26 protein-coding genes are annotated in these 26655 nt (G+C 40.4%); 12 read left to right on the top strand and 14 right to left on the bottom strand.

Translation table 11 applies throughout. The annotated features are described in order from the left end of the window. Window positions 1-159: 159 nt before the first annotated feature. On the top strand, window positions 160-903 hold the full coding sequence (locus H6H03_RS27275) for a hypothetical protein (RefSeq protein ID WP_190958186.1): 744 nt from the start codon (window positions 160-162) through the stop codon (window positions 901-903). 644 nt (window positions 904-1547) lie between these two features. Here the strand turns inward: H6H03_RS27275 and H6H03_RS27270 are convergent. The 3 genes from H6H03_RS27270 to H6H03_RS27260 form a co-directional block, all read right to left on the bottom strand. Next, window positions 1548-2255 carry an actin-binding WH2 domain-containing protein gene (locus tag H6H03_RS27270; RefSeq protein WP_190958199.1) on the bottom strand — a complete coding sequence of 236 codons (708 nt, stop codon included), beginning with the start codon at window positions 2253-2255 and terminating at the stop codon, window positions 1548-1550. A 119-nt stretch (window positions 2256-2374) separates the two neighbouring features. Then, on the bottom strand, window positions 2375-3079 hold the full coding sequence (locus H6H03_RS27265; RefSeq protein ID WP_190958185.1) for an actin-binding WH2 domain-containing protein: 705 nt from the start codon (window positions 3077-3079) through the stop codon (window positions 2375-2377). A 22-nt stretch (window positions 3080-3101) separates the two neighbouring features. After that, a complete protein-coding gene (locus H6H03_RS27260) occupies window positions 3102-4649 on the bottom strand; it encodes an FAD-binding oxidoreductase (protein ID WP_190958184.1) in 1548 nt (515 codons plus the stop codon). Between the two features lie 89 nt (window positions 4650-4738). Between H6H03_RS27260 and H6H03_RS27255 the strand changes: the two genes are divergently transcribed. Together H6H03_RS27255 and H6H03_RS27250 are read left to right on the top strand one after the other, a co-directional pair. Further along, window positions 4739-4981: a DUF433 domain-containing protein gene (locus H6H03_RS27255; protein WP_190958183.1), complete on the top strand. Its 243-nt coding sequence runs from the start codon at window positions 4739-4741 to the stop codon at window positions 4979-4981. Between the two features lies 1 nt (window position 4982). Further along, entirely contained in the window at window positions 4983-5366 is a 384-nt protein-coding gene (locus H6H03_RS27250; protein WP_190958182.1) for a DUF5615 family PIN-like protein, read from the top strand. Here the strand turns inward: H6H03_RS27250 and H6H03_RS27245 are convergent. Both H6H03_RS27245 and H6H03_RS27240 read right to left on the bottom strand, forming a co-directional pair. Further along, complete coding sequence (locus H6H03_RS27245) at window positions 5363-5566, bottom strand: type II toxin-antitoxin system VapC family toxin (protein ID WP_190958181.1); 204 nt, start codon at window positions 5564-5566, stop codon at window positions 5363-5365. The two genes, H6H03_RS27250 and H6H03_RS27245, sit on opposite strands and share 4 nt — an antisense overlap. After that, window positions 5563-5802, bottom strand: a complete 240-nt coding sequence (locus tag H6H03_RS27240) for a type II toxin-antitoxin system Phd/YefM family antitoxin (protein ID WP_190958180.1) — start codon at window positions 5800-5802, stop codon at window positions 5563-5565. Before H6H03_RS27240 ends, H6H03_RS27245 begins: the two co-directional genes overlap by 4 nt. A gap of 386 nt (window positions 5803-6188) precedes the next feature. Here H6H03_RS27240 and H6H03_RS27235 point away from each other — a divergent pair, with 386 nt between their 5' ends. After that, complete coding sequence (locus tag H6H03_RS27235; RefSeq protein WP_190958179.1) at window positions 6189-7187, top strand: GTPase; 999 nt, start codon at window positions 6189-6191, stop codon at window positions 7185-7187. Between the two features lie 3 nt (window positions 7188-7190). Then, window positions 7191-7769 carry a GTPase gene (locus tag H6H03_RS27230; RefSeq protein WP_190958178.1) on the top strand — a complete coding sequence of 193 codons (579 nt, stop codon included), beginning with the start codon at window positions 7191-7193 and terminating at the stop codon, window positions 7767-7769. A 146-nt stretch (window positions 7770-7915) separates the two neighbouring features. On the opposite strand, the gene alaS is transcribed toward H6H03_RS27230, so the two are convergent. Beyond that, a complete protein-coding gene (gene alaS, locus H6H03_RS27225) occupies window positions 7916-10618 on the bottom strand; it encodes an alanine--tRNA ligase (RefSeq protein ID WP_190958177.1) in 2703 nt (900 codons plus the stop codon). Between the two features lie 326 nt (window positions 10619-10944). On the opposite strand from alaS, the gene H6H03_RS27220 reads away from it, so the two are divergent. Together H6H03_RS27220 and H6H03_RS27215 are read left to right on the top strand one after the other, a co-directional pair. Continuing rightward, window positions 10945-11145: a heavy-metal-associated domain-containing protein gene (locus H6H03_RS27220; protein WP_190958176.1), complete on the top strand. Its 201-nt coding sequence runs from the start codon at window positions 10945-10947 to the stop codon at window positions 11143-11145. A gap of 1336 nt (window positions 11146-12481) precedes the next feature. Further along, window positions 12482-13507 carry a diguanylate cyclase gene (locus tag H6H03_RS27215; protein ID WP_190958175.1) on the top strand — a complete coding sequence of 342 codons (1026 nt, stop codon included), beginning with the start codon at window positions 12482-12484 and terminating at the stop codon, window positions 13505-13507. Between the two features lie 87 nt (window positions 13508-13594). Here the strand turns inward: H6H03_RS27215 and H6H03_RS27210 are convergent, their stop codons facing one another. Continuing rightward, the gene (locus tag H6H03_RS27210) at window positions 13595-14278 is read right to left on the bottom strand and encodes an ATP-dependent Zn protease (protein WP_190958174.1); all 684 of its coding nucleotides are present in this window, start codon (window positions 14276-14278) and stop codon (window positions 13595-13597) included. A 773-nt stretch (window positions 14279-15051) separates the two neighbouring features. Here H6H03_RS27210 and H6H03_RS27205 point away from each other — a divergent pair. From H6H03_RS27205 to H6H03_RS27195, 3 genes are all read left to right on the top strand, one after another. Next, window positions 15052-16695, top strand: a complete 1644-nt coding sequence (locus tag H6H03_RS27205; RefSeq protein WP_190958173.1) for a lipoxygenase family protein — start codon at window positions 15052-15054, stop codon at window positions 16693-16695. A gap of 222 nt (window positions 16696-16917) precedes the next feature. Then, window positions 16918-17133: a hypervirulence associated TUDOR domain-containing protein gene (locus H6H03_RS27200; RefSeq protein ID WP_190958172.1), complete on the top strand. Its 216-nt coding sequence runs from the start codon at window positions 16918-16920 to the stop codon at window positions 17131-17133. A 9-nt stretch (window positions 17134-17142) separates the two neighbouring features. Then, entirely contained in the window at window positions 17143-17469 is a 327-nt protein-coding gene (locus H6H03_RS27195) for a DUF3140 domain-containing protein (RefSeq protein ID WP_190958171.1), read from the top strand. A gap of 43 nt (window positions 17470-17512) precedes the next feature. Here the strand turns inward: H6H03_RS27195 and purU are convergent, their stop codons facing one another. The 6 genes from purU to fni all read right to left on the bottom strand — a co-directional run bounded on the left by purU (window position 17513) and on the right by fni (window position 24190). After that, window positions 17513-18367: a formyltetrahydrofolate deformylase gene (gene purU / locus H6H03_RS27190; RefSeq protein WP_190958170.1), complete on the bottom strand. Its 855-nt coding sequence runs from the start codon at window positions 18365-18367 to the stop codon at window positions 17513-17515. Between the two features lie 193 nt (window positions 18368-18560). Further along, a complete protein-coding gene (locus H6H03_RS27185; RefSeq protein ID WP_190958169.1) occupies window positions 18561-19187 on the bottom strand; it encodes a DUF4340 domain-containing protein in 627 nt (208 codons plus the stop codon). Window positions 19188-19322: 135 nt separating this feature from the next. Further along, a complete protein-coding gene (locus tag H6H03_RS27180; protein WP_190958168.1) occupies window positions 19323-21059 on the bottom strand; it encodes a GldG family protein in 1737 nt (578 codons plus the stop codon). 190 nt (window positions 21060-21249) lie between these two features. Then, window positions 21250-22059, bottom strand: coding sequence for an ABC transporter permease (locus tag H6H03_RS27175; protein WP_190958167.1), 810 nt, complete (start codon window positions 22057-22059; stop codon window positions 21250-21252). Continuing rightward, window positions 22060-23046: an ABC transporter ATP-binding protein gene (locus tag H6H03_RS27170; RefSeq protein WP_190958166.1), complete on the bottom strand. Its 987-nt coding sequence runs from the start codon at window positions 23044-23046 to the stop codon at window positions 22060-22062. A 94-nt stretch (window positions 23047-23140) separates the two neighbouring features. Beyond that, window positions 23141-24190, bottom strand: coding sequence for a type 2 isopentenyl-diphosphate Delta-isomerase (fni, locus tag H6H03_RS27165; RefSeq protein WP_190958165.1), 1050 nt, complete (start codon window positions 24188-24190; stop codon window positions 23141-23143). 82 nt (window positions 24191-24272) lie between these two features. Between fni and H6H03_RS27160 the strand changes: the two genes are divergently transcribed. Continuing rightward, a complete protein-coding gene (locus tag H6H03_RS27160; RefSeq protein WP_190958164.1) occupies window positions 24273-24416 on the top strand; it encodes a hypothetical protein in 144 nt (47 codons plus the stop codon). 60 nt (window positions 24417-24476) lie between these two features. Here the strand turns inward: H6H03_RS27160 and H6H03_RS27155 are convergent, their stop codons facing one another. After that, window positions 24477-25307 carry a nuclear transport factor 2 family protein gene (locus H6H03_RS27155; RefSeq protein WP_190958163.1) on the bottom strand — a complete coding sequence of 277 codons (831 nt, stop codon included), beginning with the start codon at window positions 25305-25307 and terminating at the stop codon, window positions 24477-24479. A gap of 84 nt (window positions 25308-25391) precedes the next feature. On the opposite strand from H6H03_RS27155, the gene murG reads away from it, so the two are divergent. Beyond that, a complete protein-coding gene (gene murG / locus H6H03_RS27150) occupies window positions 25392-26465 on the top strand; it encodes an undecaprenyldiphospho-muramoylpentapeptide beta-N-acetylglucosaminyltransferase (protein ID WP_190958162.1) in 1074 nt (357 codons plus the stop codon). Window positions 26466-26655 lie beyond the last annotated feature (190 nt).

Below are 26655 nucleotides of genomic sequence, written 5' to 3'. Positions count from 1 at the left end.
TAGGCAGGCAATATGCAACCAAAAAGCAGGCGTTTGAGGAACTTAGCAAGATCCTACAGATAACTCAACATCAAAAATGGCTGATTTTGTTTAGGGGTTACTAATTACGGATACTTTGTGATATGGTGTCCCTTTGGACATTTTAACCACACAAGTTCAATGATTTATAGCCGCAAATTGCCGAAATATCTGGCATTTTCATTTTTATCAGTAGTATTGGCTGCTGATTTACCAATTACTCCAGCTATTGCCCAAACTACTATACAGTCATCTATTGGTAAAGGCGTGACCTTTACATGCAATGACACTGAGACAACTATCAAAAATAAAAATGGCCCCAGAGTGACTTTTGGGCAAACAAACATCTATATTGGTTATCAACAAGTATCATCTCTAAACAAAGACCCTCGCATCATCAGTTTTGAAAATGGTGTGAAAAAATGGTGTCGTAGTGATTACGAAACAACTAATGATGATGGTACAGGCTACGGGCTATTTTGGGATGGAGGAAATGTTTTGTACGGCGTTTTTTCATCCACCGGTAGCCAGCCTGGTAATGATTTTCGACGTTTTGCTACTGGTCGTTGGCTAACTAGTTATGGAAGTGGCGGCGGCGCTAAGGTGGCAATCATAGCAAAAATTAATCCCGAAAATGGTAGCGTTTACTATGCGACATTTTTGACTGCAAAAAAGGCTAATGATGGCAAAACTAACTCTTTAGTTGTCACCGGATTATCATGGAATGGCACCAATTTGACTGTGAACGCAGATTCGTGGTGGACTCCCCGTCGTGCTAATACAAATCCTATGACTTGTTCTGGTTCATCACCTTATAAATATACAGCGATATTCACTGGGGATTTAACAAAGGTCAACTCCGCTTCAGCAGTTAACTGTAGTTAAAATATAGGACTATGATTTGATTTTTGAAATTGTTTGCGTGGGGGGATGGGCAGTAGGGAATAGGGCTGGAGGTTTTTTAAGTTGAGGGCGAGTTTTTTAATCAAATCATAGTCCCATAATTAAAATGATATTTGGGCGATCGCACTCCACAACATTTGTATAAAATTTTATAATTTAGCAACCAGCTTGATGTTTGGTAGGCGAAAGGACAATTATGATGATACGAACCGCTAAGTACGCAAAGTACGCAAAGGAATAAGATTTTTAGAAATTTCTTGTGTAACTTCTAACTACTTTTCTGGAATTCGCAATCTCGGCGTTGTAGTAATTATCAGAACAACGAACGACTAATATATAACTTCTATAACTAACCTTGGGGTCATATAGCCCACCAAAAACCCGGTCATAACGACTGGGTTTTTGGTTTGAAGATGGTGTCGCTGTTTTTTGATAATCTAATTCTCAATTTCCAGCCCCTTTTCTACCGATAAATAAAGACGGGTTGCAACCCGTCTAAATAGCTTGAAAGTGCAAATACACCTTGTATAGTATTGAAGTTAACACAGTTAGGTTTGTAATAGTTGCCAATTTGCCAAGTTCCAACAAGGATTGTTAAGCTTCATATTACAAATTTTGGCGTTAAATTAACTGAAACCTAAAATTTCTGAAATCGCGGCTATTATATCAAGATAAAAGTTTCCTTTCACGGCTCGAAATAATTCAAATTTCGAGTCAGGCGCACCAAAAAACGGTCTGAAAAACCATCCTAATTGCATCCCAACAAAAGCATAAAGCAATAACCAAAATCTTAAAATAGTGGTGCGGGTTGTTTTGCCTACTTCATCTTGTTGCGAAAGTAATTGTATTCCCTCATAAAGAAATTTTACGCCAAAGATGCCTGTGATGCCAAATATTGATACATTTAATAGTTTGAAAAATTGATAAGAATCGGGGGTAGTGATGAGAAAAAATAGTGTAACTGGTGCGAAGCTGAATAAAAGTACACTAATCACTGATACAGATGTGAGCAAGACAACAAAATGCTGTTGAATACTACTCCGCGAACCAAACAAAACATTAAAAAAGAACAAAGTTGGAAAACAAATTATCAGTGTTAATAAATAAAAAGCGGGAAGTTTGATAGCACTGGATAATGCTTGTGCCCAACCGTGGGATGCACCAATAATTGCGCCATAGATAGCAAAGCAAATGGAACTAGCTACAAACAAAGAACTGATTTTATTTTCTAATCTGATTCCCAGGCGAATTTCTTCTAAAAATGATTGGCGATCGCGTAGTAAATTCACCAATACATTAAATTGCTTAACGCTGCGAGGTTGCTTTTCCAACATAATGCTTTTATAGTTGATATTTGGTATGGTTACTAATGATGTCATCAAAAAATAAAAAACCAGAATTTATCAGCGATTTAGTGCAATTTGTATTATTCTAGCTCCTGAATTATCATCTACTAACGAATTCCTAACAAGTAGCTAATAGCTTGAATCACGCTGAGATAAAAATTACCTTCTCTTTCGCGGAACAATTGAAATGCAGAATCTGGTGTACCAAAAAATGGTCTGAGAGTCCATCCTAGTTGGCTACCGACGAAAGCATAAAGGAATAGCCAAAATTGTAAAATCTTCTGGCGGGTTTTGCTACCTTCATTATCTTGTTCTAAAACTAAATTCGTGGCTTGATATAACGAGGAAATACCAATAAATCCAGTCAGTGCAAAAATAAAAACATTTAAAAGAATTAAAAATTGGTAATTATTGGTAGTAATTAAGAAAAAGAGGGTAATTGGTGCAAAACTAAATAAAAGTACGCTAGTCACTGAAACTGCGGTCAATACTAATGCTAAATGCTGTCCAAATGTCCGCTTGGAACCGAAAATCACGTTAGCAAAATATAACGTCGGGATACAAATCAGCAGTGTAATTAAATAAAGGGCTGGGAGTTTGATGGCGGAGGATAAAGCTTGCATCCAGCTATGATATGCACCAATGATTCCTCCATATACGGCGAGGAATAACGAACTACAAACTAGTAGAGAAATGATTTTATTTGGTAATCTTGTACCTTGGCGAACTTCCTCTAAAAACCCTTGGCGATCGCGTAGGAAACCAATTAATACTGCAAAGTATTTTATTCCCACAGATTTCCGTTCAATCATATTATCCTCACACAGATATTATCTAAGTTTCATCTGAGTAGTCACCACCAGAGCCGTACTTCCAAGCATCAATCAAACGATGCCAATAATATTGTTGTTCTTTTGATTGATTCTTCATCCATGTTTCTAACATTGGACTTGACTTAAATAAGGCAGTATAAACACCTAAATTAACGTAATGCACCATCCAATCTAATAAACTTGGTAAACCTACTTGGGGAATTATTTGAATAACTAATTCGGGATGAGAGAAATTAGTTTTTAACAGTGTTTGCGTCAGTGCCCAAAATTGTACTATATCTTGTAAAAATGGCTTCAGTACTGGCGTACCTAACTGTTGCATTTCTTCAAACACTGCTGAGAGTAGTTGGTTAATTCGATCTGGGGGAATTTTCTGATTTACACCAACACTCATCGCTTTTTGAAATAACCAAGTAGCAGTCAAACTAGGCTGATAGGGTTGCAGCAGTGATAGCGCTTTTGCTGATAATTGTTCAGTTTGCAACGCTTCGTCAATGCCAAATGTTAAACGCTTCAGGTGACGCACCATCGCACCAAAACCACCAAAACTCAAGGGGGATTGGTTACCACTGCTATCTCCCACTGGTAGAATGCGATTCCAAGGAGTTTTGAGGGGACTTTGGCGATAGCTGGGAAAGAAGCCAAACAACGCCCGTTGAAATTTCAGCTGATTCAATTCCACACCCTGATATTCTGGTAGCAGACGCAGATATTCCTCAAAGAAAGCTGACAAGCTGAAACGTTGGGGGTGTGCATCCATGTAGGTAAACAAGTAAGTAGTTCTACCGTCTCTAGCTGGGAATGCTTCCCAGAAGTACTGACACTGGTTCTGCAAAGATGTAAATGATAACAACAAATCGCCTGAGTTATTTTCCGGAAAACCTTGGGCGCAAGTTCCTACAACTAAGCAAAGGGCGTCTGGTTTTTTTCCTTGACGTGCTTGTTGCGTTATGGGAGAAAAATGTCCCATCGCATCGATTAACAGCCTAGTTTTGAATTGGTTATTTACCATCACCCCATCTGGATGCACCACCGCTTCCTTAAAAGGTGTGTTTTCTAACAGCTTTCCACCAGCATTGAGAAATCGTGTTTTTAATGTAGCCAGTAGATATACTGGATCTACGCCGATATTCAAAACATCTTCTACCCAAATTTCTGTACCACCGTGAAAGCCTACTCGTGCTGGGTTATATTGAGTGGCGATCGCAGTTTCTAATTCCTCCTCTGTCAATAAGTTCAATTCCACAAACACATCTAATTCTTTACGAGAAATATTCCACTCTTGTTCCCTTCCCCGTAGAATTCCCCGTTCCATCAACGCCACCCGTAGCCCCTTGGTAGCTAAAGCCGAACCAATTAAAATGCCCAAGGTGCCACCGCAGATAAGCACATCGGAGTCTGCATCGCCCAAAGGCTGCTGACTTTCTGTAACTAATGTTGGTATAGGTGCAGTGTTTTCTCTGAGGGATGTTAAAATGCGATCGCTCTGACGTAACCCGCCTAAAACATCGCCTGGTAGTTGGGAAAGAATTTCTTCAGTTAAAGACATTTTGAAAAACTAAACTCTATATTCCCAAGCTACCTGAGAATTGTAAATTTAAACTAAATTATATGTATGGCTTTCTAATAGACCTATACATGTCTCAAAAAATTCAAAGATATTTGATTCAAAAAACCCCACGAGTTTGCGGAGGGAATGCACGCATCCGCGATACTCGCATTGCTGTTTGGACTTTAGTTTCTTTTCGTCAACAAGGAGCTTCTGAGGAAGAATTATTGAGAAATTATCCGGCGTTAACACCCGAAGATTTAAAAGCAGCTTGGTTATATTATGAAGAACATCCAGAGGAAATTGACCAAGTTATAGCTGACGACGCATAACATGACCAAGTTTTATGCAAATGAGAACTTTCCTATCGATTTAGTTAAAGAATTACGTCAGCTTGGCTATGATGTGCTAACTTCCTATGAAGCTGGACAAGCAAATCAGTCGATTAGTGATGAAGAAGTATTAAACTTCGCTCATGAACAACAGCGAGTTATGATTACTCTCAATCGAGAAGATTTTATTAGTCTTCATAAACAAGGTCAAAACCATAGCGGTATTATAATTTGTAAGGAAGACCGAGATTATAAAGGACAAGGTGGGATAATTTACGATTTTTTGATTCAGAATACCCAGCCTTTAACACGGAGATTGATTAGAATCAAAAAACAAAATCAAAAAGGGTCTTCGACACAAGTATTTGTGATTCAAGAATATTAGGGTGTAGTTTGATGTATCAGTGCGATCGCTCTGATTTTGAGTTTACCTAATTTATATTTAACAATACACTCCCATATTGAGACAACACTAAGATAAATTTCGTTATCTGGATCGCGAATAATATCTCGAATATTTGTTGATAGCTGATTATCACCACTGATAAACCCTAAAAATATATGAGTGTCTAAGAGAATTTTCATCCGCCCTCAAATGCATTTAGAATTTCATCAGGCAAAGGTGCATGAAAATCATCAGGCACTGTAAATTCTCCTGCACACAAACCAAATGGGCGTTGCTGTTTGTTGGTAGTTGTAATTGGTTTTAATTCAGCAATTAATTTATCTGCTTGGACAATGATAAAGCTTTCACCTGCCTCTACTTCATTCAGGTATTTCAAAGGATCTCGTTGGATCTCATCAACTGTGACTTTTTGCATCTGAGTATTTCAGCGTGATGTATGGGAATAGTACATTGCTTGACTCTATTGTAGTGCGATATCTGAGGACAAGTCGCTTTGTGGGACGTTGAGTGAAGCGATCGCACTACCTAAGAATCAATTTTAGTGGAATTACAACTAGTACACATTTCAGTATAATTTCAGTGATATTTTAAATGTTGATTGTATAAAATATTATTTTGTGTTTGTATCAAGTAATAAACTCTGGTTTGATTAATGAAAGTGCTTTAGGGTAAAAGGCTTGCTCTACAAAGAGTTTAGCGTCAATATGCTTTCAAAATTCAAATTAGATTTTTACATTTAATTGATATATACATGAAGTCAAAAATTTCCAACATTCAATAAGTATTAAATCAAGAGTAAAAATGGAATCATTTGATAGTAATTCTGAAAAAGAAGCCAGGAATTTTCTTGAAGATCTCATAGAAAAACTGCAAGCTCAGCGTGGAAATAAATTTGTATTTCTGTTAGCAGGTCGTACAGGAGTTGGAAAATCAAGTACTGTAAATAGCTTGATGGGTAAAGAAATTGCTACCGTTGGTGATTACGAACCAACAACAATGGATATTAAACCTTATGACTCTGATATCAATGGAATCAACTTTACAATTGTAGATACACCTGGTCTTTGTGATGATATTGAAGAAGCAGGAAATGATTATCAGTACCTGGAACTTATGCGTTCAAACGTTAGCCAAGTTGACTCAATGTGGTTTGTCAGTCGTTTGGATGATACCAGAGTTACGAGCGATGAAAAAAGAGGAATAAAACTTATTTCAGATGCATTCAAACCAAAGATTTGGGAACACGCTGTTATCGTATTCACTTTTGCAGGAAATGTTGATGTTTCAAAGTACGAATTTGCACTGAAGAAAAGAACCGAACTTATTCGTAATGAGATAGCAAAACACGTAGGGATTAAGATAGCGAATAACATTCCATCGGTTGCAGTAGATAACAAAAGTGAAACAACTCCAGATGGAGAAAAATGGTTAGCTGAGCTTTACACGCAGGTGTATGCCAGAATGTCTGCCAAAGGTGCAAGTCCATTCTTAATGGCAACTGTCGAGCGTGTAAAAGCACCAGAGAAAGAAAAAGAAGTAGTAAAAGAGGTAGTTTATGTACCAACGCCTGTAGCCAGTCTTCCTTCTGAGCCAACGCCAAAATATACACCTATTGAGCTTAATCAAAGGCAAGCCGAAATAGTCCGCAATAAAACTTCAGAAGTCTTGGAACTTACAGTTGCAGGAGCAACTGTAGGGGCTGCAATTGGAGCTATTGCTGGACCAGTTGGTGCTGCTGTCGGAGGAGCAATTGGTGGGGCAATAGGATTTATTGGCGGGTTATTCGCAAGAAAAAAATAAACAATGCGTAAATTTTTGTTGTTTGGACGGACGGGTGTAGGCAAATCAAGTTTTGTTAACACTACCTTCAGCGATTACATTGCTGATACTTCAGAATTTGAAGCCTGTACAAAATTTGTCGAGCATTACGCCTACGATAGTCCTTTAGGTAATGTATGCCTTATTGATACACCTGGTTTAGCTGAAGAGGATGAGGCGTGTGATGAGGCATACCTATCGTTAATACGTTCTAAAGTTGACCTAGATCAAATTTATGCAACAATCTATGTGACTCGGCTTGATGAAACACGTTTTCGTCCTGATGAAAAGCGGACACTACGCTTATTGACTAGCAGACTAGGAGCTTCTATTTGGAATCGCTCAATACTTGTTTTGACATTTGCAGCATCTGTTCCGGTAGGGCAACGTCAGGAAGCTATATCAAGGAGAATTACGCATATTGAGGAGTTTTTACAAACTCTGACCGTAGAAAATAAATTAGTACCCCAATTCAGGAAGTTTCATGACTACTGGTTAGTAGATAATATTGTCAGTGATTGGACTTCAGAGGGAGTGTCTGCTTTATCACTTTTGACAGCCTGAATTTCAATTAGCAGTGTTGATTGAAGGAACAGAGGAACCCAATAATTGATTATTAATTTTGGGTTTCACATACTAAGTTTATTTTTCGTCAGTTAGCCATACAAGAAATAATTCAAAGGCAGGCAAGATGCCTGCCCTACAAGAAATTAACCCAACCCAGTAATTAACTCAGATTTCGCTTGTGCCAACGCCTCTGGCAACTTACTCGCATCTCTACCGCCGGCTTGGGCTAAGTTTGGCCTACCACCGCCGCCGCCACCGCAGATTTTAGCGATCGCTCCCACAAATTTACCAGCTTGCAGTCCTTTTTTGTTAACTTCTGGACTAAAGGCCGCAACTATACTTACTTTCCCAGCTTCGGGAACAGAACCCAGCACCACCGCACCATTACCGATTTTTTGCAATAAGCGTTCGGCTGCGGTTTTCAACGATTCTGCGTCAATGTCTTCTAATTGGGCGATGATAATTTTAAAATCGCCGACAGTTTCCGCTGTTTGTAGCAAGCTGTCAGATTTAGCGATCGCTAACTGTCCTTTCAATGATTCTAGTTGCTTTTCGGCTGTTCGCAGTTCGGTTTGCAGACTTGTGATTCTATCCGGTAATTCTTCGGGTTTAACTTTAAAGCGATCGCTCAAATCTTTAACTACTTTATCCCGGACGTTGAGATAATCTAATATTGCTGGGCCGGAAACAGCTTCGATACGTCGCACCCCAGAAGCAACTCCAGCTTCGGAAATAATCTTAAAGACGCCAATCTCAGCAGTATTACTTACGTGAGTACCACCGCACAGTTCCATTGATACGCTGGGAAAGTCGATTACTCGCACTTCTTCTCCGTATTTTTCGCCAAACATAGCAACAGCACCCCTAGCTTTGGCTTCAGCTAAAGGTAATACCTCTACTTTGGCGGTGTGCGCCTGTGCAATCCAAGTATTTACTTGTTCTTCAATTTGTTGGACTTCTTCTGCTGTCAATGCACGGGGACAGTTGAAGTCAAAGCGCAATCTGTCAAAGGAAACCAGAGAACCTGCTTGCGAAATCCCATCATCGACAATTTTCTTTAACGCCGCTTGTAGCAAGTGGGTTGCGGTATGGTTAGCTTGGGCGCGACGGCGACAAGCTGCATCGATTTGGGCAGTTACAGCATCTCCTACACGGAGTGTACCGCGTTCGATGCGTCCGAAGTGAACAAAGAAATCAGATTCTTTCTTCACGTCTTCTACGCGAATCACGATGCCATCACCGGAGATATAACCGCGATCGCCGATTTGTCCCCCAGACTCAGCATAAAATGGCGTTTTGTCAAGCACAATTTGTACTTGTGTTCCTGCTTCTGCTTCTTCTTGGGAAACGCCTTCTACCAAAATCGCTTCGACTTTCGCCGTCGCCGCAGATTGGCTGTAGCCTAAGAACTCGGTGGCGTGGATATGTTCTGCTAATTTGTCGAGGGAACCTTGGACAGTTAAATCGATGGTTTCGTGTGCTGCTTTGGCGCGTTCCACCTGCTTTTGCATTTCGGCATTGAAACCCTCAACATCAACTTCTAGTCCCTGTTCTGCTGCAATTTCCTGCGTTAGTTCTAAGGGGAAGCCGTAAGTATCGTAGAGGGTGAAAGCATCTAGTCCAGAAATTTTTTGTTTTGGTAAAGGAGAAGGATGATAATATTCTTCGCGTATCGGAGAGGGAAGCTCGTTCTCTTGTTGTATTGGAGATATACGATTTATAACCTCATCAAGCAGTTTTTCCCCTCTATCCAGGGTTTTGAGGAAATTAGATTCTTCGCGTTGCAACTCAGCTTTAATTGCTGCTTCCCGTTGCCGCACGTTGGGGTAAGCTGATTCTGAAAGAGCGATCGCAGTTTGGGCAACTTGGGTAGTAAATTCACCACTAATCCCAATCAATCGCCCATGACGCACCACGCGCCGAATTAATCGCCGCAACACATAACCCCGGCCGACGTTGGAGGCGCGGATTTCATCGGCAATCATGTGGACGACAGAACGAATGTGATCCCCAATAACTTTTAGGGAAACTTTGGTTTTATCGTCACTTTTGTGGTAATCAATGCCAGCAATTTTGGCTGCTGTTTCGATAACTGGGAAAATCAGGTCAGTTTCGTAGTTATTCGGCACGTTTTGGAGAATTTGCGCTATTCTTTCCAAACCCATGCCGGTGTCGATGTTCTTGTTTTGCAGTGGCGTTAAATTGCCGCTAGCATCCCGGTTATATTGCATGAAGACGAGGTTATAGAACTCGATAAACCGGGTATCGTCTTCTAGATCTATATTTTCGTCGCCGCGTTCTGGATGGAAGTCGTAATAAATCTCAGAACAAGGGCCACAAGGGCCAGTGGGGCCAGATGCCCAAAAGTTATCATCTTCGCCCAAGCGTTTAATTCTCGCTTCTGGCACACCTATTTGATCCCGCCAGATAGCAAAGGCTTCATCATCATCTTGAAAAACGCTGACGACAAGATTTTTTGGGGATAAACCAAAGACTTGTGTACTAATTTCCCAACCCCAAGCGATCGCTTGTTCTTTAAAATAATCACCAAAGCTGAAATTACCCAGCATTTCAAAGAACGTGTGATGGCGTTTGGTGCGTCCGACGTTTTCGATGTCGTTGGTGCGGATACACTTTTGGGAAGTCGTAGCCCGCTTAAATTCTGGTGTGCGCTGTCCCAGGAATATCGGTTTAAATGGTAGCATCCCCGCGATCGTCAGCAGCACGGTTGGGTCTTCAGGCACGAGGGAGGCACTTGGCAGAACTTGGTGACCCCGTTGGGCATAGAAGTCGAGAAATATTTGGCGAATTTCGTTACCGCTGAGGTGTTGGGGATTTGAAGACATGGGAGTTTTTAACTTTTGACTGATGACGGTTGACTGATGACAGTTGACTGATGACGGTTGACTGATGACGACGAACAGTCAACAGTTAACTATTATCTGACTTTTGAGTTTTGCTTTGGCATTAAGTGTATTTCCATAAGCAGCTTTATATATTTTTGCATTTTGTTCCATATTGCTGCCAGCCATCTGTGTGAGCTAGGAAGATTAATGCAGCGATTGTGATGGTTTTAGGCGATTTCCTGACTCTGGTAGGATGTGCGATCGCTAGATACTGGTTTATCCTAATCCTTAAGAAATAATTTAAAAAACCCATGCTGAGGTAAAAAATGGCACTAAAACTGAAAGTATCAAATATTGCTTGTGAAGGATGTGCAGAAACAATTACTGAATCAATCCATGTTATGGAACCTGATGCCAAGGTGGATGTCGATGTTAACGCTAAAACCGTTACCGTGGAATCCGCAGCATCTGAAGAATCAATCAAGCAGGTAATTGTTGCTGCTGGTTATACCGTTGAAGGTTACTAAATTCAATTTTCGTTTTTTACAAAAGTTGACATTTTAATATTTTAGGCTACGCTAACAAAATCTTTTTCTTTGATATCCGCTTCTATTCAGGAGTGGAATTTAATTAATTTCCCCAAATTAGGGGTAAATTTTGACATCTCGTTTTTTTATTTAGTCTTTTTGTACATCGATAGTATTTCTCGCAAATAAAAAATGTGAATTAAGTAAACTAACACGAAAAACCTAAGTAGAAAAAACTTTTTGCTGCTAACACGACTTCAATAGTGAATTTATTGCCCTACGAGTCCGCTGTGTAATTTTAGGGTACATCTGGATCTGCAAAACTTCTTCCTACTGGAGGTAGTTTGGCAGTATTTGATTCACCTTTTTTTATAATAGGCGATGGAAGGCTAGTCTCTAAGTGAAAAAACTCAAATGGTAGCAAAGTAAATAGATCAAATCGAACAAATATCAAACAAAACAGACCTAACCTCCGAACCCACTTACTGAAGCTTTCAGGCGGAATAAAAGCCTCTTTTGTTAGAGACGTGGCGTTTAAAGGGATGACATTGAATTTGGTTGAATTAGTTAGTGTTTTTTATCTGCCCTTCGGGCAAGGCAGAAGGCTCCAGAGCAGAGGGCACAAGGGAAAAGAATAGTTTTAAGGTATGCCTTGAAGCCGCAGCCCAAACTGGGTTTAAGACCCCCTCTAAATCTATGATTTAGTGCAAAACAATTAGTGTGGTGCTGCGCCTCACTAATTGCCTTCAGCATAGCTACTTTTTGACTCCTGCCTTCTTCAAATTTACAATACTTCGGTTTTTACGGTTGAATTAAAAATTTTTGATTTTTTTTTAATTTAGCTTATCAGCAATTTTGCTGGCATATTTACTGATGATTAAAAGCTATTTATTTTCGTAATTACCCCAGGTAAATAACATCCAAGAAACTACAGCAATGCTTTATATACAACCGTAAAATATTCAGTATTTTTACTGTTTGAAAAATATTCTGTAAAGAAGACATTAGTTATTATAAATGTAAGTTTCAGCAATCGTACTAATAGCTAGAAAGTCTTAAGAGGAGATTAAAAATGAGAGTTATTTTTAAATTTAGCGTTAAAAAATTATATAGCAAGAAACATAAGTGAGCCGAAATGATTATTAAAAGTAAAAAGCTCAAATAAAAAACAAAATTACCTGAAATAAAGTTATGGTCTGGGAACCATTGTTACTTCTTATTTTTTGGTTTTTAAATTTTTACTTTCGCCCAATTCGGTAAATTTATTATTAGGTAACAAGAGCAACAAGTTTTACTTTAATTAATCTCCTGAAAGTTGAAATCCTGTAAAAAAGCAATGAATATTTCCATTTTGGTTTTTGGAAATAATAACTTTCGCAACACACTTCCAGATCAGATACGTTATGCGATCGCTTTTAATGTAGAAGTTATCGATAATCTAAATCAGGCGGTGTCGCACATCCAAATGACACCTCCAGATATCATACTTGTACAGGCTAGCTTAGATGGCAGTATGGAATTGTGCAATTGGTTGAAAGACCAGACAAAGCTATCGTGGATCTACTGTATTCTGTTTGAAGATCGTCCCCAACAGCTAACTGATAGAAAAAAATATGGTTGGCACAGGGAATTAGAAATGACTGCTGCGGTGTTAAAGCAAGGAGCCGATGCTTATATTTGGCATCTGATTGATGAAACAACAGAGCATAACTTGGCAGAATTGGCTGCCAATCATGGGCTAATACTTGCTCAATTGAGCGTTGGCTTGCGGAAAGCGCATAAATACCGAGATTTGATTCGGACTAATGATTTATTATCAGCGATCGCCTTAGCTGATTCATTAACAGAATTAAATAATCGCCGTGCTTTAGAATGGGATTTACCCAGGCAGATTAAAAAAGCGAGAACTCAGAAAACTTCCCTAAGTTTAATTATTTTGGATGTAGATCATTTCAAAAAAGTTAACGATACTTATGGGCATTTAGTTGGCGATCGCCTTTTGCAGCTATTGTGTCAGCGTCTACGACATAACCTGCGTTTTCAAGACACTGCATTTCGCTATGGTGGTGAAGAATTTGTAATTCTTCTGGCTAACACTACCGGTGACGAAGCACTAATTGTAGCCAACCGTCTCAATCGTGTAGTCAGCGAAGAACCATTTGCACTCAGTAATAAACTTACAATTAATATCACCATTAGTTTAGGCACAGCCTGTTTAGAAGCCGACGATGACGAGCAAGGAGAAAGTCTGCTCAATCGTGCCGATCAATGCTTACTACAGGCTAAAACTACTGGCCGTAATCGTGTTATTGGCTCCAAGTATTTACCTCATGTTTCACATTTGAAGGCTGTTTCTTCGTAAAAGTGGGAATGGGCATTGGGCATTGGGCATTGGGCATTGGGCATTGGTTATTCCCCTCATCTCCCTATCTCCCCATCTCCCCATGCCCTATGCCCCGTGCCCCACTCCCAACTTTTCCCGACAATCTTCTACCGAACTGCGTTGTCGCATGGCATTAACTAAAGCTTCATAGTTAGACCAATTTTCTTGTAGTAGGTTTTTTGCTTGCAGGGCATGAAACCGCATTTTTTGTTGATAAACTGATTCAGAAAAACCTAAAATTGTCAAGACTTTTATCAACTTATTTTTATCATCAGCTCCACCCTCAGCATTATTAAAAACTAAGGTTTCCGCAGCAATACCCGCCATCCAAACAGTGCAGTAGCGATCTAGCATCTGGGCACTAATTTTACCAACTTCTAGTTGAGATGCTAATTCACTATCATCAAAGGTAACGCCGCCTTGTCCACCTTGCCCTTGCTTCCAGGCTTCCCAAGCACTGAGGGTGTAGCCGGTAACAGGAATACCCAACAGGTGAGCAACTAAGAAATGTCCTGCTTCGTGGTGGATAATGCGATCGCGGTGTTCGCTGTTAAAACCAGCAATCCAATCTAAAAAGATAGTACCGCCCCTACCTTGTAAGCTAAAGCTGTCAAAAGTCGCTATTCCCAAAATAGCGAAGGTAGCAAGCGCCGGTACTGTTGGCGATAAGTTGAAGAATGGCCCCAACAGTGCCGATAGTGTCATGAGAAAGATAGATATTGCAACTAAATTTAGGCTAGTCTTGCTCATTGAAGGTTTTCTGAGAATCTGCTTAATCTTTCTTCATTATGCGCCATGTCTACCATCGGCTACACCTTCGCTTTGGGACTGGGATTTGATTACATAGCAGTTGCCAGCTAGGTTAGGACATAAACTCATCGTCAAACACCCAAACCAACAGACTTTTAAACCTATTGCCTATTGCCTGCTATTAGTGAAGAATTTTTACAAAAAATAGATACTCTGCATAAAAACAATCAATAATCCTGATTCGTCATTAGTAGTTTCAAACTAGAGATTTTGCAGTTTACAGACAAATCTTAATGAACGCTGTTAATAATTAATAATTCAGGAGATTTTAATACACAAACTTAATAATCTGATTTCAATCATTAGTTCTATAGACCCATATTTATTTGCATCAAAAAACTCTCTTTCAAGTATAAAAGCTTGATTCTCCCATCCTTGTGCTGGGCTTCACGCACCACGCAATTAAGTTAATAAATCACAACAAATTACTATATAAAGCTAGATTTTCGACTCATTCTGACTCCTAAATTGTGTTAGTGCAGGGGGACATAGTCCATTATGAATTATTACAAATTTATTAATTTTTCAGCGTTGGATCAAAGTTTCATCAGATGATTTACGACATAGTTATCCTTTAAAAATAATCGCGTGAGTACTTTTAAAGGGCAATAACAGTTTATCAAATTCAATAAAAAGCTTGCTGAGTTAGTTAATTCAGTTTTGACTAGTTAGCTTACTTATTATTTTGCTTACTTTAAACTTCATAAAGAGTTATGAAACCATACCTTCCTCAAAACGATCCCGACCCAACAAAACGCAAATATTTCTTAGAGCGTAAGTTAGAAGAATACGAATTCGATTATGACTTTTTACCGCCGATGGCGATGCTTAAAGATGTACCTGCCGTCGAAAATTTTTCTACCAAGTATATTGCTGAACGTGCAGTAGAAACGGCAGATCTTCCTATCAACATGTTGGCTGTTAAAACCCGTGGTTTATGGGACCCTTTGGATGAATTGCAAGACTATGAAGATTATTTTCCAGTCTTGCCTAAACCTAATGTCATTAAAACATACCAAACTGATGACTCGTTTTGTGAACAACGCCTGTGTGGGGCAAATCCTATGGCTTTACGCCAAATTAAAGAGATGCCTTTGGACTTTGAGTTTACTATTCAAGAATTACAAAGAAAATTTGGCGAATCTATCGATTTGGCAGAAAAACTTGCCAATGGAAATTTATACATAACTGATTACAGACCACTTTCATTTGTTAAAGGAGGCACTTACGAAAGAGGTAGAAAGTATTTACCAACTCCCCTAGCTTTTTTCTGTTGGCGTAGTTCTGGTTTTAGCGATCGCGGTCAACTCGTACCTATTGCCATTCAACTCAATCCCGCACTCGGCAAACAAAGCCAATTAATCACACCTTTTGACGATCCTTTGGCTTGGTTTCATGCCAAACTATGCGTTCAAATCGCTGATGCTAACCATCATGAAATGAGTAGCCATCTTTGTCGAACTCACTTTGTTATGGAACCTTTCGCCATTGTCACAGCCCGTCAATTAGCTGATAATCATCCTCTTAACATATTACTAAAACCCCACTTCCGTTTCATGTTGGCTAATAATGACTTGGGTCGCAAGCGCTTAGTTAATAGGGGCGGTCCTGTTGATGAATTGCTAGCTGGAACTCTGCAAGAATCATTACAAATTGTTGTCAACGCCTATAAAGAATGGAGCTTGGATCAGTTTGCCTTACCCACGGAAATCAAAAATCGCGGTGTAGATGATGCAGAAAAATTGCCTCACTATCCCTATCGAGACGATGGAATGCTATTGTGGAATGCCATTAAAAACTTTGTGTCTGAATATTTGAAGTTATACTACAAAACTCCCGAAGATTTGAGAGCAGACTTTGAATTACAAGCTTGGGCGCAGGAACTAGTTTCTCAATCAGGCGGACGAGTTAAAGGTGTTCCCGATCGCATTGAAAAATTAGAACAATTAATTGACATTGCTACTGCGGTAATGTTCACTTGTGGGCCGCAACACGCTGCTGTTAACTACCCACAATATGAATATATGACCTTCATGCCGAATATGCCCCTTGCTGGTTATAAACAAATGACATCAGAAGGTACTATTCCTGACCGCAAAAGCCTATTATCATTTCTGCCACCACCGAAGCAAACAGCCGATCAATTGTCAATTTTATTCATTCTCTCAGCTTACCGTTATGACAGATTAGGCTACTATGATAATAACTTTCCAGACCCAGAAGCTCAACAAATTTTAGTTACATTCCAACAAGATTTGAACGAGGTAGAACGTAAAATTGAGTTAAACAATAAGAGTCGTTTAATAAAATATAACTACCTCAAACCAAGGCTTGTTACTAATAGTATCAGCATCTAATTTAATGCCATTTAAGTTTATTAAACATCTGCAAAACTAGCTACCCAAAAGCTTGAAAATTTTTGCAGATGTTTTTATTTAGTAGTTGGCTATCCCTCTTCCCTAACCAAAAGATATAGCTTAATACCACATGTTTTATCTATCAATAGAATGATGGCTGCTTTTGAAATCGCAGACAGAATGTAACGAGAGGAAGTATAAAACATCAAACAAGAGATGATTATGGCTGAGGAATTTAAAAAAGGCGATCGCGTTGAATGGAAAACTTCACAAGGCGAGACAACTGGCGAAGTAGTGAAGAAAGTCACCTCACCAACAGATATTAAAAAGCACCATGTCGCAGCTAGTGAAGATAACCCCCAGTACATAGTCGAAAGCAATAAGACAGGAAAAGAGGCTGCTCACAAGCCTGATGCTTTGAAAAAAGTAGAGGAGTAATGCTCAGCCATGAGTAAAAATGTGAAATCAGTGATTGACGAGTTTCACCAAGCTGTCAATATGACATCCAAGGAACTAGAGGCTTGGCTAGATACGGATGAGTCACAAAGTGTAGGACAAAAAGATGGCGACGACGAGTCAATTGGTCATAAATCCGGACGGCATATTATCGAATTGTTAGACAAAAAAGATGACTACAGCGACGATGATTTATCGCACATGAAGAAAGTTGTTAGTTACGTTCACCGTCACAGCGCACAGCAACCTTCGGGTGATGTGAAACACACACGCTGGTACTACTCTTTAAAAAATTGGGGGCACGATCCACTCAAGTGATAGCAAATTGGGACAAGTAGTATTGTTTGAGATATCCAAAATATCACTCAAATACTACTGTCCGATTACCATAGACTAAGACACGATTTTGTAAGTGCGATCGCACTGCTCTTGCTAATACAACTCGCTCTAAATCTTTGCCCTTTCTCACCAAATCTTCCACTTCATCGCGATGGCTGACTCGCACCACATCCTGTTCGATAATTGGCCCTGCATCTAAATCAGCAGTGGCATAATGAGCAGTTGCACCAATAATTTTGACACCCCGTTCAAAAGCTCGGTGATAGGGATTTGCTCCTATAAAAGCTGGTAAAAATGAGTGATGAATATTAATAATTTGCGGAAATTGTTTAATAAAATCTGCGCTTACAATCTGCATATATTTCGCTAATACAACTAAATCGATTTTGTATTGGCGGAGTAATTCTAATTGTTGGGCTTCTTGTTCGGGTTTGTTTTCTTTAGTAATGGGAATATGTTTGTAGTCGATACCGAATTGCTCGGCCACTCCTTTTAAACTAAAATGATTGCTGATAATTAAAGGAATTTCAGCAAGAAATTCTTTGGCACGTTGCCGCCAAATCAAGTCAAATAAACAATGGTCTTGGCGACTTACCCAAATAGCAATACGGGGTATAGTATCAGAAAAATGTAGTTCCCATTTAGCACCTAGAGGTTGAGCGATCGCATTAAAAGCCGGTGCAATAAACTCTCGCGGTAAATTGAATCCATCTAACTGCCACTCAATGCGGGTGAGGAATAACCCAGCAGCAAAATCTGTGTGCTGATCTGTATGGATAATATTACCTCCATTAGAATAGATGAAATTGGCAAATTTCGCCACTAATCCCCGGCGATCGGGGCACGAAATTAGCAATGTTGCTGTCGGATTGGTCATATAATTTTAGATTTTAGATTTTAGATTTTAGATTACAAATAGGATTTTGAATCGGAGTTTAGTAAATTCATCTTTCGTAATCTTTTTTAAAATTTGTATAACTTAGAAAAAATAGCCATATTTGAAGTAGGGGCTAACAATTGTTAGCCACTATTGAAGGTTATATTAACAGACAGGAGAACTCTATGATTGCCTATTTGGCATTTGTCGGAGTCGGTAGAGGCAGATTGCTTGGCAAAGGTGTTGATTTAACATTACTTTCGGATTGTTTCCACTCGGATAATTCCCGATCTACGGCCTTTTCAAAATCTATAGGTACCAATAGCACATTTACATTGCCATCGGGTTTTGTCACTGGGTCAGTTTGAGCATATAGAAGAAAGCCGTTAAAGTTATGTTTTCCTAAAATTAATTGATGCCTTTGCTGATTTTTCAGGGTAATATTAATAGTTGCTTGTGGTTGATCTAAACCGAATTGTCCAAGTTGACTTGCTGGAGTTGGCAAAGTGCGCTCGCTGTTACCTTTAACCAACAAATCCATCAAATAAGAAACAATAGCGTCATTTGCTGGTTCTGATATTGGAGATTTAATTAGCCATTTGGGGTTATTAGATTGATTGCTACGTTCCAAATTCAGAGTGAGTTTTTTTGTCTTTACTGTTAAAGCCTGCACATCATCTTCGGCAAAAGAGAAAATTTGCTGCTTTTGCTCTTTAATTTCTTGTCGCTGAGTGGCACCTTTAATTTCATAGAAGTAAACAAAACTGCCTAAACCCAGCGCTAGTAATACCAAAATTAAAGTTGTTCGTGGCAATTTCATTTTTTTAATTTGTTATTGGGCATTGGGCAGGAGGCAGGAGGCAGGAGGCAGGAGGCAGGAGGCAGAAGTTCTTTAATGCAAGAATTTTGAATGGTCTCCTCTGCCCCTGTGCCTCCCGCACTGGCGACTCCCTTTTTACCTTCGTTTCCACCAGAGAAGAACTGCTGCCGCAAATCCGCTGAGGGGTAAAAGTAATAAAGATGACAATGTTAAAACATTGGCTTGGGTAGTTGTTAGACTTATCCGGCGATTTTTTGGTTCTTTGGGGCGAATAGAAAGGGGTTGCTTATCTTGTTGATTGAGCCAAGTAACTGAGTTGAGAAATACATCTCCATTTAGTTGCCTATCAAACAAGCCATCGGTGGCAAAGTTGGAGTTTCCGAAAACGACCAACCTTGACTCGGTAGGTGTTTGAGATGAGGGAGAGGGGGGAGATGAGGGGGTGGGTGAAGTTTTGTTTTGGGTAGTTGGTGATGGTAGCGATGTAGGTGTGGGTGAAGTTTTGTTTTGGGTAGTTGGTGATGGTAGCGATGTAGGTGTGGGTGAAGTTTTGTTTTGGGTAGTTGGTGATGGTAGGGGCGTAGGTGTCGCTGTAGGGGAACTAGATTTGGGTGTTTGTTTTCTTGTTAAGGCAACGCCTAAGGTGAGAGGCCCTTTGAGGTCTTTATCTGGATTAAATTCCAATTTTTCGCTTTCTAGGTCGCTTTCTGCCCAGCTAAGTGGATACTGTTTGGTTCGCAGTAGAGGAGTGGCTTCGATACCGGGTACAGATGTAATTTCCAGAGGTCGGGCAATGGGATAAAAAGAAATATCGTTGCGGAAATCTTTGGTAATGGGATGTTGTCCGTATTCTGTCACCAAAGGTGCAGCAGGACCAAGTCCCACGACGTTTTCACTTGAAACATCTACTGCTAAACGATTATCCAAACGAACGCCCCACTCTTTTAGCAAGCTGTCAAGTTTGGGATCGGTATTAGGATCGATCATCAGCAGCAAGTTACCACCTCGATTAAGATATTCTTGCAAAGCTTTGACTTCGGCTTCAAACAGTCCCCGCTTGGGGCTAGAGACTATGACTACAGCTGCATCTTGAGGAACTTTCGGGTTTTCTACTAGACTCAGCGGTTCTGTTATGTAATTTTTATCTTTTAATCCCTCAATTGCTTGTGATATTGCACCTTTAGCTGGTGAAAGTTGGCTTTCGCCATGACCTTGGAGTAAGTAAATTTTGGTTGTTGTTGAACTTGTTAGTTTTTGTAGCCGACTAGTTAATTTGATTTCTGAAAGACGTTCAGTTTGATTGAGTGTTTGGATTAATTCTCTTTTATCCCCATATTCTAGGTAAACTTCGCCATAATCTTTTGCACCAATTTTTTCTGCTAGTCCTGGTTTAAGTTGGGGATCGACATATTCAAAATTAAACTTTGAGCTTTGCCGACGATAATTTTCTAATAATTGCACGTCTTGGGGATTCTGGTTAATATCAAATACCCAGATTTTTACTGGCTGTGGCAGGGATTTCACCAATTCCCGCGACTGAGGTGCAAGGGTGAATAATTGAGTTTCTGTTAAATCTGCCCGGAAGTTATAGCGAGTTCCCAAAAAGTTAATTAATCCCAAAATTGTTAATAGTGCTAGAGTTGCCACTAAGGCGTTAGTTCCAGCTTGGGTAGAACGGCGCTTCCATAAATTCGTTTGGTAGCTTTGCCATATTATCCACGACCCAATAATGGTAATTCCCGCAATCAAGAATGCTAGTGAAATTAATCCCCACTGTTCAGAGACTAACCCGACTGTTAACCCCACAGTAATTAAGAATGGGCCTAGCCAAAACAGATATTTCCACAGTTTTTTCTTTGCAACTATCTTCATATTAATTAAACTGAAGTGAGGAGTTAGGAATTAGGAGTTAGGAATTAGGAGTTAGGAGTTAGGAGTTAGAAGTTTATAGTTTTAATTGTTCATTCCTAATTTTTAACTCATAACTGATTGTGATTACTAGGAGTTAGAAGTTTATAGTTTTAACTCTTCACTCCTAACTTTTAACTCATAACTCAGATGACTACTGTCTTTGAAAGCGCAGTGCATCAATGGATTGAGCTGTGAGAAAGATGCCCAAAAAAATGTAACTGGCAAATAAAATCAAAGCGCTGGTATCGAAAATTCCTTGAATGAAGGTGTTGTAATGTTTCAGTAACGATAGATAACCTAAGGCTTCACCTACAGGCCCAGGGATATTTTTGGCGATCGTATCAAAAAATAACAGTAATAATATTACTGCAAAGGTGAGAACAGCAGACAGAATTGTGCTGTCTGTTAATGAGGAAATAAACATTCCTAAAGATAAGATTGCCCCTGCGAGTAAGATTAAGCCAAAATGACCCACTAAGGGAATTGAGGGCGTCATTGGTGGATTTGCTCCACTGATGGCAAATGCTTCTAACACTAGCACAGGCACAATCATTGTGATAAAAAACGTTACCACACCTAATAACTTACCTACAGCTACCGTCCAATTGGTGATTGGTGACGTAGCTAATAATTCTAAAGTGCCCCGCTTACGTTCTTCGGCATAAAGTCCCATTGAGAGAATTGGCAGGATAAATAACAGCAACCCACCCATTGAATCCAAAAATGCTCGCACAAATTCGTAGGCGAAATCTATTGTTGGTGTTGATAACCCTTGTTGCGCTTGTCCATCGATTGTCGCTGCTGCTGCAAAAATGCCATTTGGCCCTACTAAAATCATCACGAAAAATAATCCAGCGACGAACCAAAATACACTGGCGATCGCATAGGCCAAAGGTGATACAAAATAACTCTGTAACTCTCGGCGATAAATGGCAATAATATTACCCAGTACTACACCCATTTATGCGGCTTCTCCTTGTGTGGCTGCTTCTAAATTCTTTTCTTCTGTGGTCAGTTGCAAGAACACATCTTCTAAGGTAGCGTTAACTCGCCGCAATTCATGTAAACCGAATCCTGCTCGTACTAAGGTTGTGGCAATATCCTTTCCTGGTTCTTTCCCTGGTTGGGATATCACCCGCAGGTAAGCCCGATTTGCCTGGGGTTGATGACCTCCCGCTGTCGGAATTGATTCTACCAAACTCACGCCCGCAATATTTTGTAATACTTGTTTCGCTAGGGCGGCTTCTCCTTCTATTTCCACTTCATACCCTGAACCGCCTGTCAACTGGGTCATCAAATTTTCTGGTGTATTAGTTGCGACTACTTTACCGCGATTAATGATGGCAACACGGCTGCAAGTCATACTCACTTCTGGGAGAATGTGTGTAGAGAGAATAATTGTGTGAGTACCAGCGAGACTTTTAATTAAATTCCGCACTTCAATTATTTGCCTTGGATCTAGTCCCACGGTAGGTTCATCGAGGATGATTGCTGGAGGATCGTGGACGATCGCTTGAGCAATTCCCACCCGTTGGCGATATCCTTTAGAAAGTTTGCGAATAATTACCCGCCGCTTATCTTCTAAATTACAGCGTTCGATCGCCCCTGTTACCTTCTGATTGCGATCGCCTGCTGGAACTCCTTTAATTTGGGCGACAAAATGCAAAAATGCCTCCACCGTCATTTCTGGATATAACGGTGGCGTTTCCGGTAAATAACCAATTCTTTGGCGCACAGCCAGGGAATTTTCATGGACATCATAACCAGCAATGCGGGCATTGCCATCGGTTGCCGGTAAATAACCAGCTAGAATCCGCATAGTTGTGGTTTTACCAGCGCCATTCGGCCCCAGCAGCCCTAAAATTTCCCCTGGTTCCACGTTAAAAGTGACATCAGTAATCGCTGGGGTAGAACCGTATATTTTACTCAGATGCTCAACTTCAATCATCAGTTTAGTGGCGTTAGTGGCGATTTAAGATTATAGGATAGTTGATTTTTACATTTCGTATTCAAATTCAGCAACGCCAGAATTGGTATTAAATTTATTCTATGTGCTGTAAACTACCAGAGTGCTTTAACTGAGACAAAGTAGCATTACCAGTACAAAATAATACTGTAGTTATTTCAGCAATTAATACTTCAGCTAGTTCGGCTACTGCTGTCTGTGATACTGCTGCTGCTTTCAGGAAGGGCATTGCGAAACCGGCGATATCTGCTCCTAAAGCGATCGCCATTGCTGCATCTAGTCCATGACGCAATCCTCCCGAAGCAATTAATGGCACATCCGGGGCGATGGCTCGAATACTCGTAATGCACTCTGCTGTCGGTAAACCCCAATCGGCAAATGTTCTCCCCAAGCGACGTTGCAAGGCATTTTCAGCTCGTTCGCTTTCCACTTTCGCCCAGGAAGTACCACCCGCACCAGCGACATCAATGGCTGTGACTCCAGCATCTAAAAGTTTCTTGGCGATCGCAGCTGAAATGCCATTACCCACTTCTTTGGCAATTACTGGTACTGGCATTTTAGAACATACTTTAGAAATATTGTCAATTAAACCTTTAAAATTAATATCACCTTTTGGTTGAATGCACTCTTGCAGGGGGTTAATGTGTAAAATCAACGCATCAGCTTCTAGAATATCGACTACCCGCAGACATTGATCCAAGCCATATTTATAGTTAAGTTGCACAGCCCCCAAGTTAGCAAATAGTAGAACATCCGGCGCATATTTGCGAACAGCAAAAGTATCAGCTACCTGGGGTTTTTCCACGGCTACTCGCTGGGAACCTACACCCATTGCAATTTTGTAGTGTTGGGCGACTTCGGCCAAGCGTTGATTAATCATTCCTGCTTGTTCGGTTCCGCCAGTCATGGAAGAAATTAATAAAGGTGCGCCGAGGTGTTTACCCAAAAAATTTGTACTGATATCAATGTCGGTGTAATCTAGTTCTGGTAAGCAACAATGGGTGAAGCGATAGCGTTCTAGTCCGTTGGTGACTTCATGACACTGAACATCTTCTTCTAAGCAAATGCGAATGTGATCTGCTTTGCGATTTTGAGTTTGCGCGGAGACGTTAGTAGGTGCGTTCACTGGTGATGATGAATTGTTGGGTTGCGATCGCTATTGTTACATTGTTACAGTCTCAGGTATAGTAGGGAACAGGCAATAGGCAATGGGCAATAGGCAATTGCAAAGAAATTTATTTTATCCGAGAATCAAAGAGCGATCGCTACTCGCCAAAGGCTTTAATGAACGTAATAACGATGGATTCAAGGTAACCGACATCAATATTTCTAGTACGCTAGTAGTAGCCTAGCGCACTAACTGTTAACAGACGCGATTCATCGCGTCTCTACAAGGGGGATGAATCGCGTCTCTACTTTTTCACCACTTGCAGGCGCTGAGTTACCATCGTCATTCCATTACCCCGGAGGATGACGGCAGAAACCCATTGGTTCCCAGGAATAGATGGTGCTTGTCCTTCTTTAAACACTCCACCAGATGTGAGTAATTGTAAATCCACGGATGTAGGGCTGAGATATTTATCTGGTCGAATGGGTTCCTCTAGTGCTGTTCCTAAGAGAAAATCATCCCCAAGTGGTTCTTTAACGATCGCATCAAAATTATACTTCTGTCCAACTTTTACTTGCTGTGGCAATTTAATATCAACTTGCGGCGGGTTGGTTCCAGAGGTAAGTTGCGTGCGTTCTGATAAAATGTCTTGGCGGACAATTTTTCCACCAACGACACGCTGACGTGATTTAATTGTGGCATCAAGAGCCAAATTCTTACTGTTAGCGGAGGGTGAGCCGATTATTTTAGTTTCTGTTTCGGCGATAATGGCGTTACCCTCAGATTTTGCAGACAGTAATTTAGTACTGTATTGCAATTTAGGATATCTTTGCCAAAGTGAAACCAGCGACTTTTCCAAGGTTTGGAGATTTAACCCATCTCCGTGAGTGAAATTGGGGGCGTAAAACTGTAACACGCCTTTGGCATCGCCTTTGCTTGCAGCAGCATCAACTTGTGTCAACAAGTTTTTCAGTTCGGCTGGTGCATTTTGGGCTGTAGTTGCTTGGGCTAATTGCTGTGGTGTACTGGCTTGAGTGGCTTGCCAAGCACTTGTTAAACCGAGTGTCAGCAGGAATGAAATCAGCCCGATGCTGGTTGATAATCTAAGTTTGCGTTTCACTAAAATGTTACTCATTGGTAAGAGTTTACTGATTTGATTAGAGAAGGTAAGGAAATTGCTTTATCTTAGTTAACCTAGACGCTAAACGGTAGAGGTTTGATGGCAAACACACCAATCAAATTATTAATAGCTGCCAGTGGAACTGGTGGACATTTGTTTCCAGCGATCGCACTAGCCGAAAAACTGCCAGATTATCAAATAGAGTGGCTGGGAGTACCCAATCGGCTAGAAACTGAACTTGTCCCTAAAGAGTATCCCTTGAATACTATTGCAGTTGAAGGGTTTCAGCAAGGGTTTAGCATTGCTTCGCTTCGCACTTTAGCTAGACTCGCGGGTTCGATTTTCCAAGTCAGGCGAATTCTCAAACAGGGAAATTTTCAAGGAGTGTTTACCACAGGGGGTTATATTGCTGGCCCTGCGGTAATTGCGGCGCGTTCGGTTGGGTTACCCGTGATTTTCCACGAATCTAATGCCTTGCCAGGTAAAGTAACTCGCTTTTTTGGCCCTTGGTGTAGTGTGGTAGCCTTGGGATTTGAAGTCGCCGCTAAGTATTTACCCCGTGCCAAAAATGTCTGCGTTGGCACTCCTGTGAGAGCGCAATTCCTAGATGGTGGAATCAATGCGCCGCTGGATTTAGCTATTCCCGAAAATGTTCCTTTAATTGTCGTCTTTGGTGGTAGCCAAGGTGCCGTTGGTATCAATAAATTAGTGCGTGAAGCGGCAAATGCTTGGTTCGATGCTGGGGCTTATGTAGTACACTTGACTGGCGATCGCGATCCCGAAGCAGATACTCTCAAACATCCACAATACATTGCCTTACCTTTTTACAACAATATGGCGGCATTGTTGCGGCGGGCGACTATTGCCATTAGTCGTTCTGGTGCCGGTAGCTTGACAGAATTGGCAGTGTGTGGAACACCAGCGATTTTGATTCCTTATCCCTTTGCCGCAGAAGACCATCAATCCTACAATGCGGAAGTATTCACCAAAGCTGGTGCGGCGATAACCCTCAAGCAATCGCAGTTGACACCAGAAGAATTGCAAAGTAATGTGTTGAACTTATTGCACTCACCCCTAGAGTTAGCCAAGATGGGGGAAAAAGCCAAAGCGATCGCAGTTCCCGATAGTGCCGAAAAATTGGCACAGTTAGTGCGTGAGGTGATAGAAACGTAAACAATTCAAAATTAAAAGTTGAAAATAATAACAAACAATAAAAATTTCTTTTCCAGCAATTTTAAAAATCATTGCGACAGACAAATCACAAAAAGCTGATTTCCTCACTCTTGGATAAAGTGGTTAAAGCATAGTTTAGGACATAAGCTTACCAGAAAACCCAGATACCAAAAAACTTTCGCAACCCTCT

Source organism: Nostoc paludosum FACHB-159, from assembly GCF_014698835.1.
GTDB lineage: Bacteria > Cyanobacteriota > Cyanobacteriia > Cyanobacteriales > Nostocaceae > Nostoc > Nostoc paludosum.
Note: the sequence above shows the minus strand (reverse complement) of the source record. Positions and strands in the feature narration are given on the sequence as shown.

What these genes read in the sequence shown, in the direction of transcription:
- H6H03_RS27240 (WP_190958180.1), bottom strand. Translation starts at nt 5,802, where the DNA reads ATGCAAAAAGTCACAGTTGATGAGATCCAACGAGATCCTTTGAAATAC.
- H6H03_RS27185 (WP_190958169.1), bottom strand. Translation starts at nt 19,187, where the DNA reads ATGAAATTGCCACGAACAACTTTAATTTTGGTATTACTAGCGCTGGGT.
- murG (WP_190958162.1), top strand. Translation starts at nt 25,392, where the DNA reads ATGGCAAACACACCAATCAAATTATTAATAGCTGCCAGTGGAACTGGT.
- H6H03_RS27180 (WP_190958168.1), bottom strand. Translation starts at nt 21,059, where the DNA reads ATGAAGATAGTTGCAAAGAAAAAACTGTGGAAATATCTGTTTTGGCTA.
- H6H03_RS27245 (WP_190958181.1), bottom strand. Translation starts at nt 5,566, where the DNA reads ATGAAAATTCTCTTAGACACTCATATATTTTTAGGGTTTATCAGTGGT.
- H6H03_RS27270 (WP_190958199.1), bottom strand. Translation starts at nt 2,255, where the DNA reads ATGTTGGAAAAGCAACCTCGCAGCGTTAAGCAATTTAATGTATTGGTG.
- H6H03_RS27195 (WP_190958171.1), top strand. Translation starts at nt 17,143, where the DNA reads ATGAGTAAAAATGTGAAATCAGTGATTGACGAGTTTCACCAAGCTGTC.
- H6H03_RS27235 (WP_190958179.1), top strand. Translation starts at nt 6,189, where the DNA reads ATGGAATCATTTGATAGTAATTCTGAAAAAGAAGCCAGGAATTTTCTT.
- H6H03_RS27250 (WP_190958182.1), top strand. Translation starts at nt 4,983, where the DNA reads ATGACCAAGTTTTATGCAAATGAGAACTTTCCTATCGATTTAGTTAAA.
- H6H03_RS27275 (WP_190958186.1), top strand. Translation starts at nt 160, where the DNA reads ATGATTTATAGCCGCAAATTGCCGAAATATCTGGCATTTTCATTTTTA.
- H6H03_RS27170 (WP_190958166.1), bottom strand. Translation starts at nt 23,046, where the DNA reads ATGATTGAAGTTGAGCATCTGAGTAAAATATACGGTTCTACCCCAGCG.
- H6H03_RS27200 (WP_190958172.1), top strand. Translation starts at nt 16,918, where the DNA reads ATGGCTGAGGAATTTAAAAAAGGCGATCGCGTTGAATGGAAAACTTCA.
- H6H03_RS27220 (WP_190958176.1), top strand. Translation starts at nt 10,945, where the DNA reads ATGGCACTAAAACTGAAAGTATCAAATATTGCTTGTGAAGGATGTGCA.
- H6H03_RS27265 (WP_190958185.1), bottom strand. Translation starts at nt 3,079, where the DNA reads ATGATTGAACGGAAATCTGTGGGAATAAAATACTTTGCAGTATTAATT.
- H6H03_RS27155 (WP_190958163.1), bottom strand. Translation starts at nt 25,307, where the DNA reads ATGAGTAACATTTTAGTGAAACGCAAACTTAGATTATCAACCAGCATC.
- H6H03_RS27215 (WP_190958175.1), top strand. Translation starts at nt 12,482, where the DNA reads ATGAATATTTCCATTTTGGTTTTTGGAAATAATAACTTTCGCAACACA.
- H6H03_RS27230 (WP_190958178.1), top strand. Translation starts at nt 7,191, where the DNA reads ATGCGTAAATTTTTGTTGTTTGGACGGACGGGTGTAGGCAAATCAAGT.
- purU (WP_190958170.1), bottom strand. Translation starts at nt 18,367, where the DNA reads ATGACCAATCCGACAGCAACATTGCTAATTTCGTGCCCCGATCGCCGG.
- alaS (WP_190958177.1), bottom strand. Translation starts at nt 10,618, where the DNA reads ATGTCTTCAAATCCCCAACACCTCAGCGGTAACGAAATTCGCCAAATA.
- H6H03_RS27260 (WP_190958184.1), bottom strand. Translation starts at nt 4,649, where the DNA reads ATGTCTTTAACTGAAGAAATTCTTTCCCAACTACCAGGCGATGTTTTA.
- H6H03_RS27210 (WP_190958174.1), bottom strand. Translation starts at nt 14,278, where the DNA reads ATGAGCAAGACTAGCCTAAATTTAGTTGCAATATCTATCTTTCTCATG.
- H6H03_RS27205 (WP_190958173.1), top strand. Translation starts at nt 15,052, where the DNA reads ATGAAACCATACCTTCCTCAAAACGATCCCGACCCAACAAAACGCAAA.
- H6H03_RS27255 (WP_190958183.1), top strand. Translation starts at nt 4,739, where the DNA reads ATGTCTCAAAAAATTCAAAGATATTTGATTCAAAAAACCCCACGAGTT.
- H6H03_RS27160 (WP_190958164.1), top strand. Translation starts at nt 24,273, where the DNA reads ATGGGCAATAGGCAATTGCAAAGAAATTTATTTTATCCGAGAATCAAA.
- H6H03_RS27175 (WP_190958167.1), bottom strand. Translation starts at nt 22,059, where the DNA reads ATGGGTGTAGTACTGGGTAATATTATTGCCATTTATCGCCGAGAGTTA.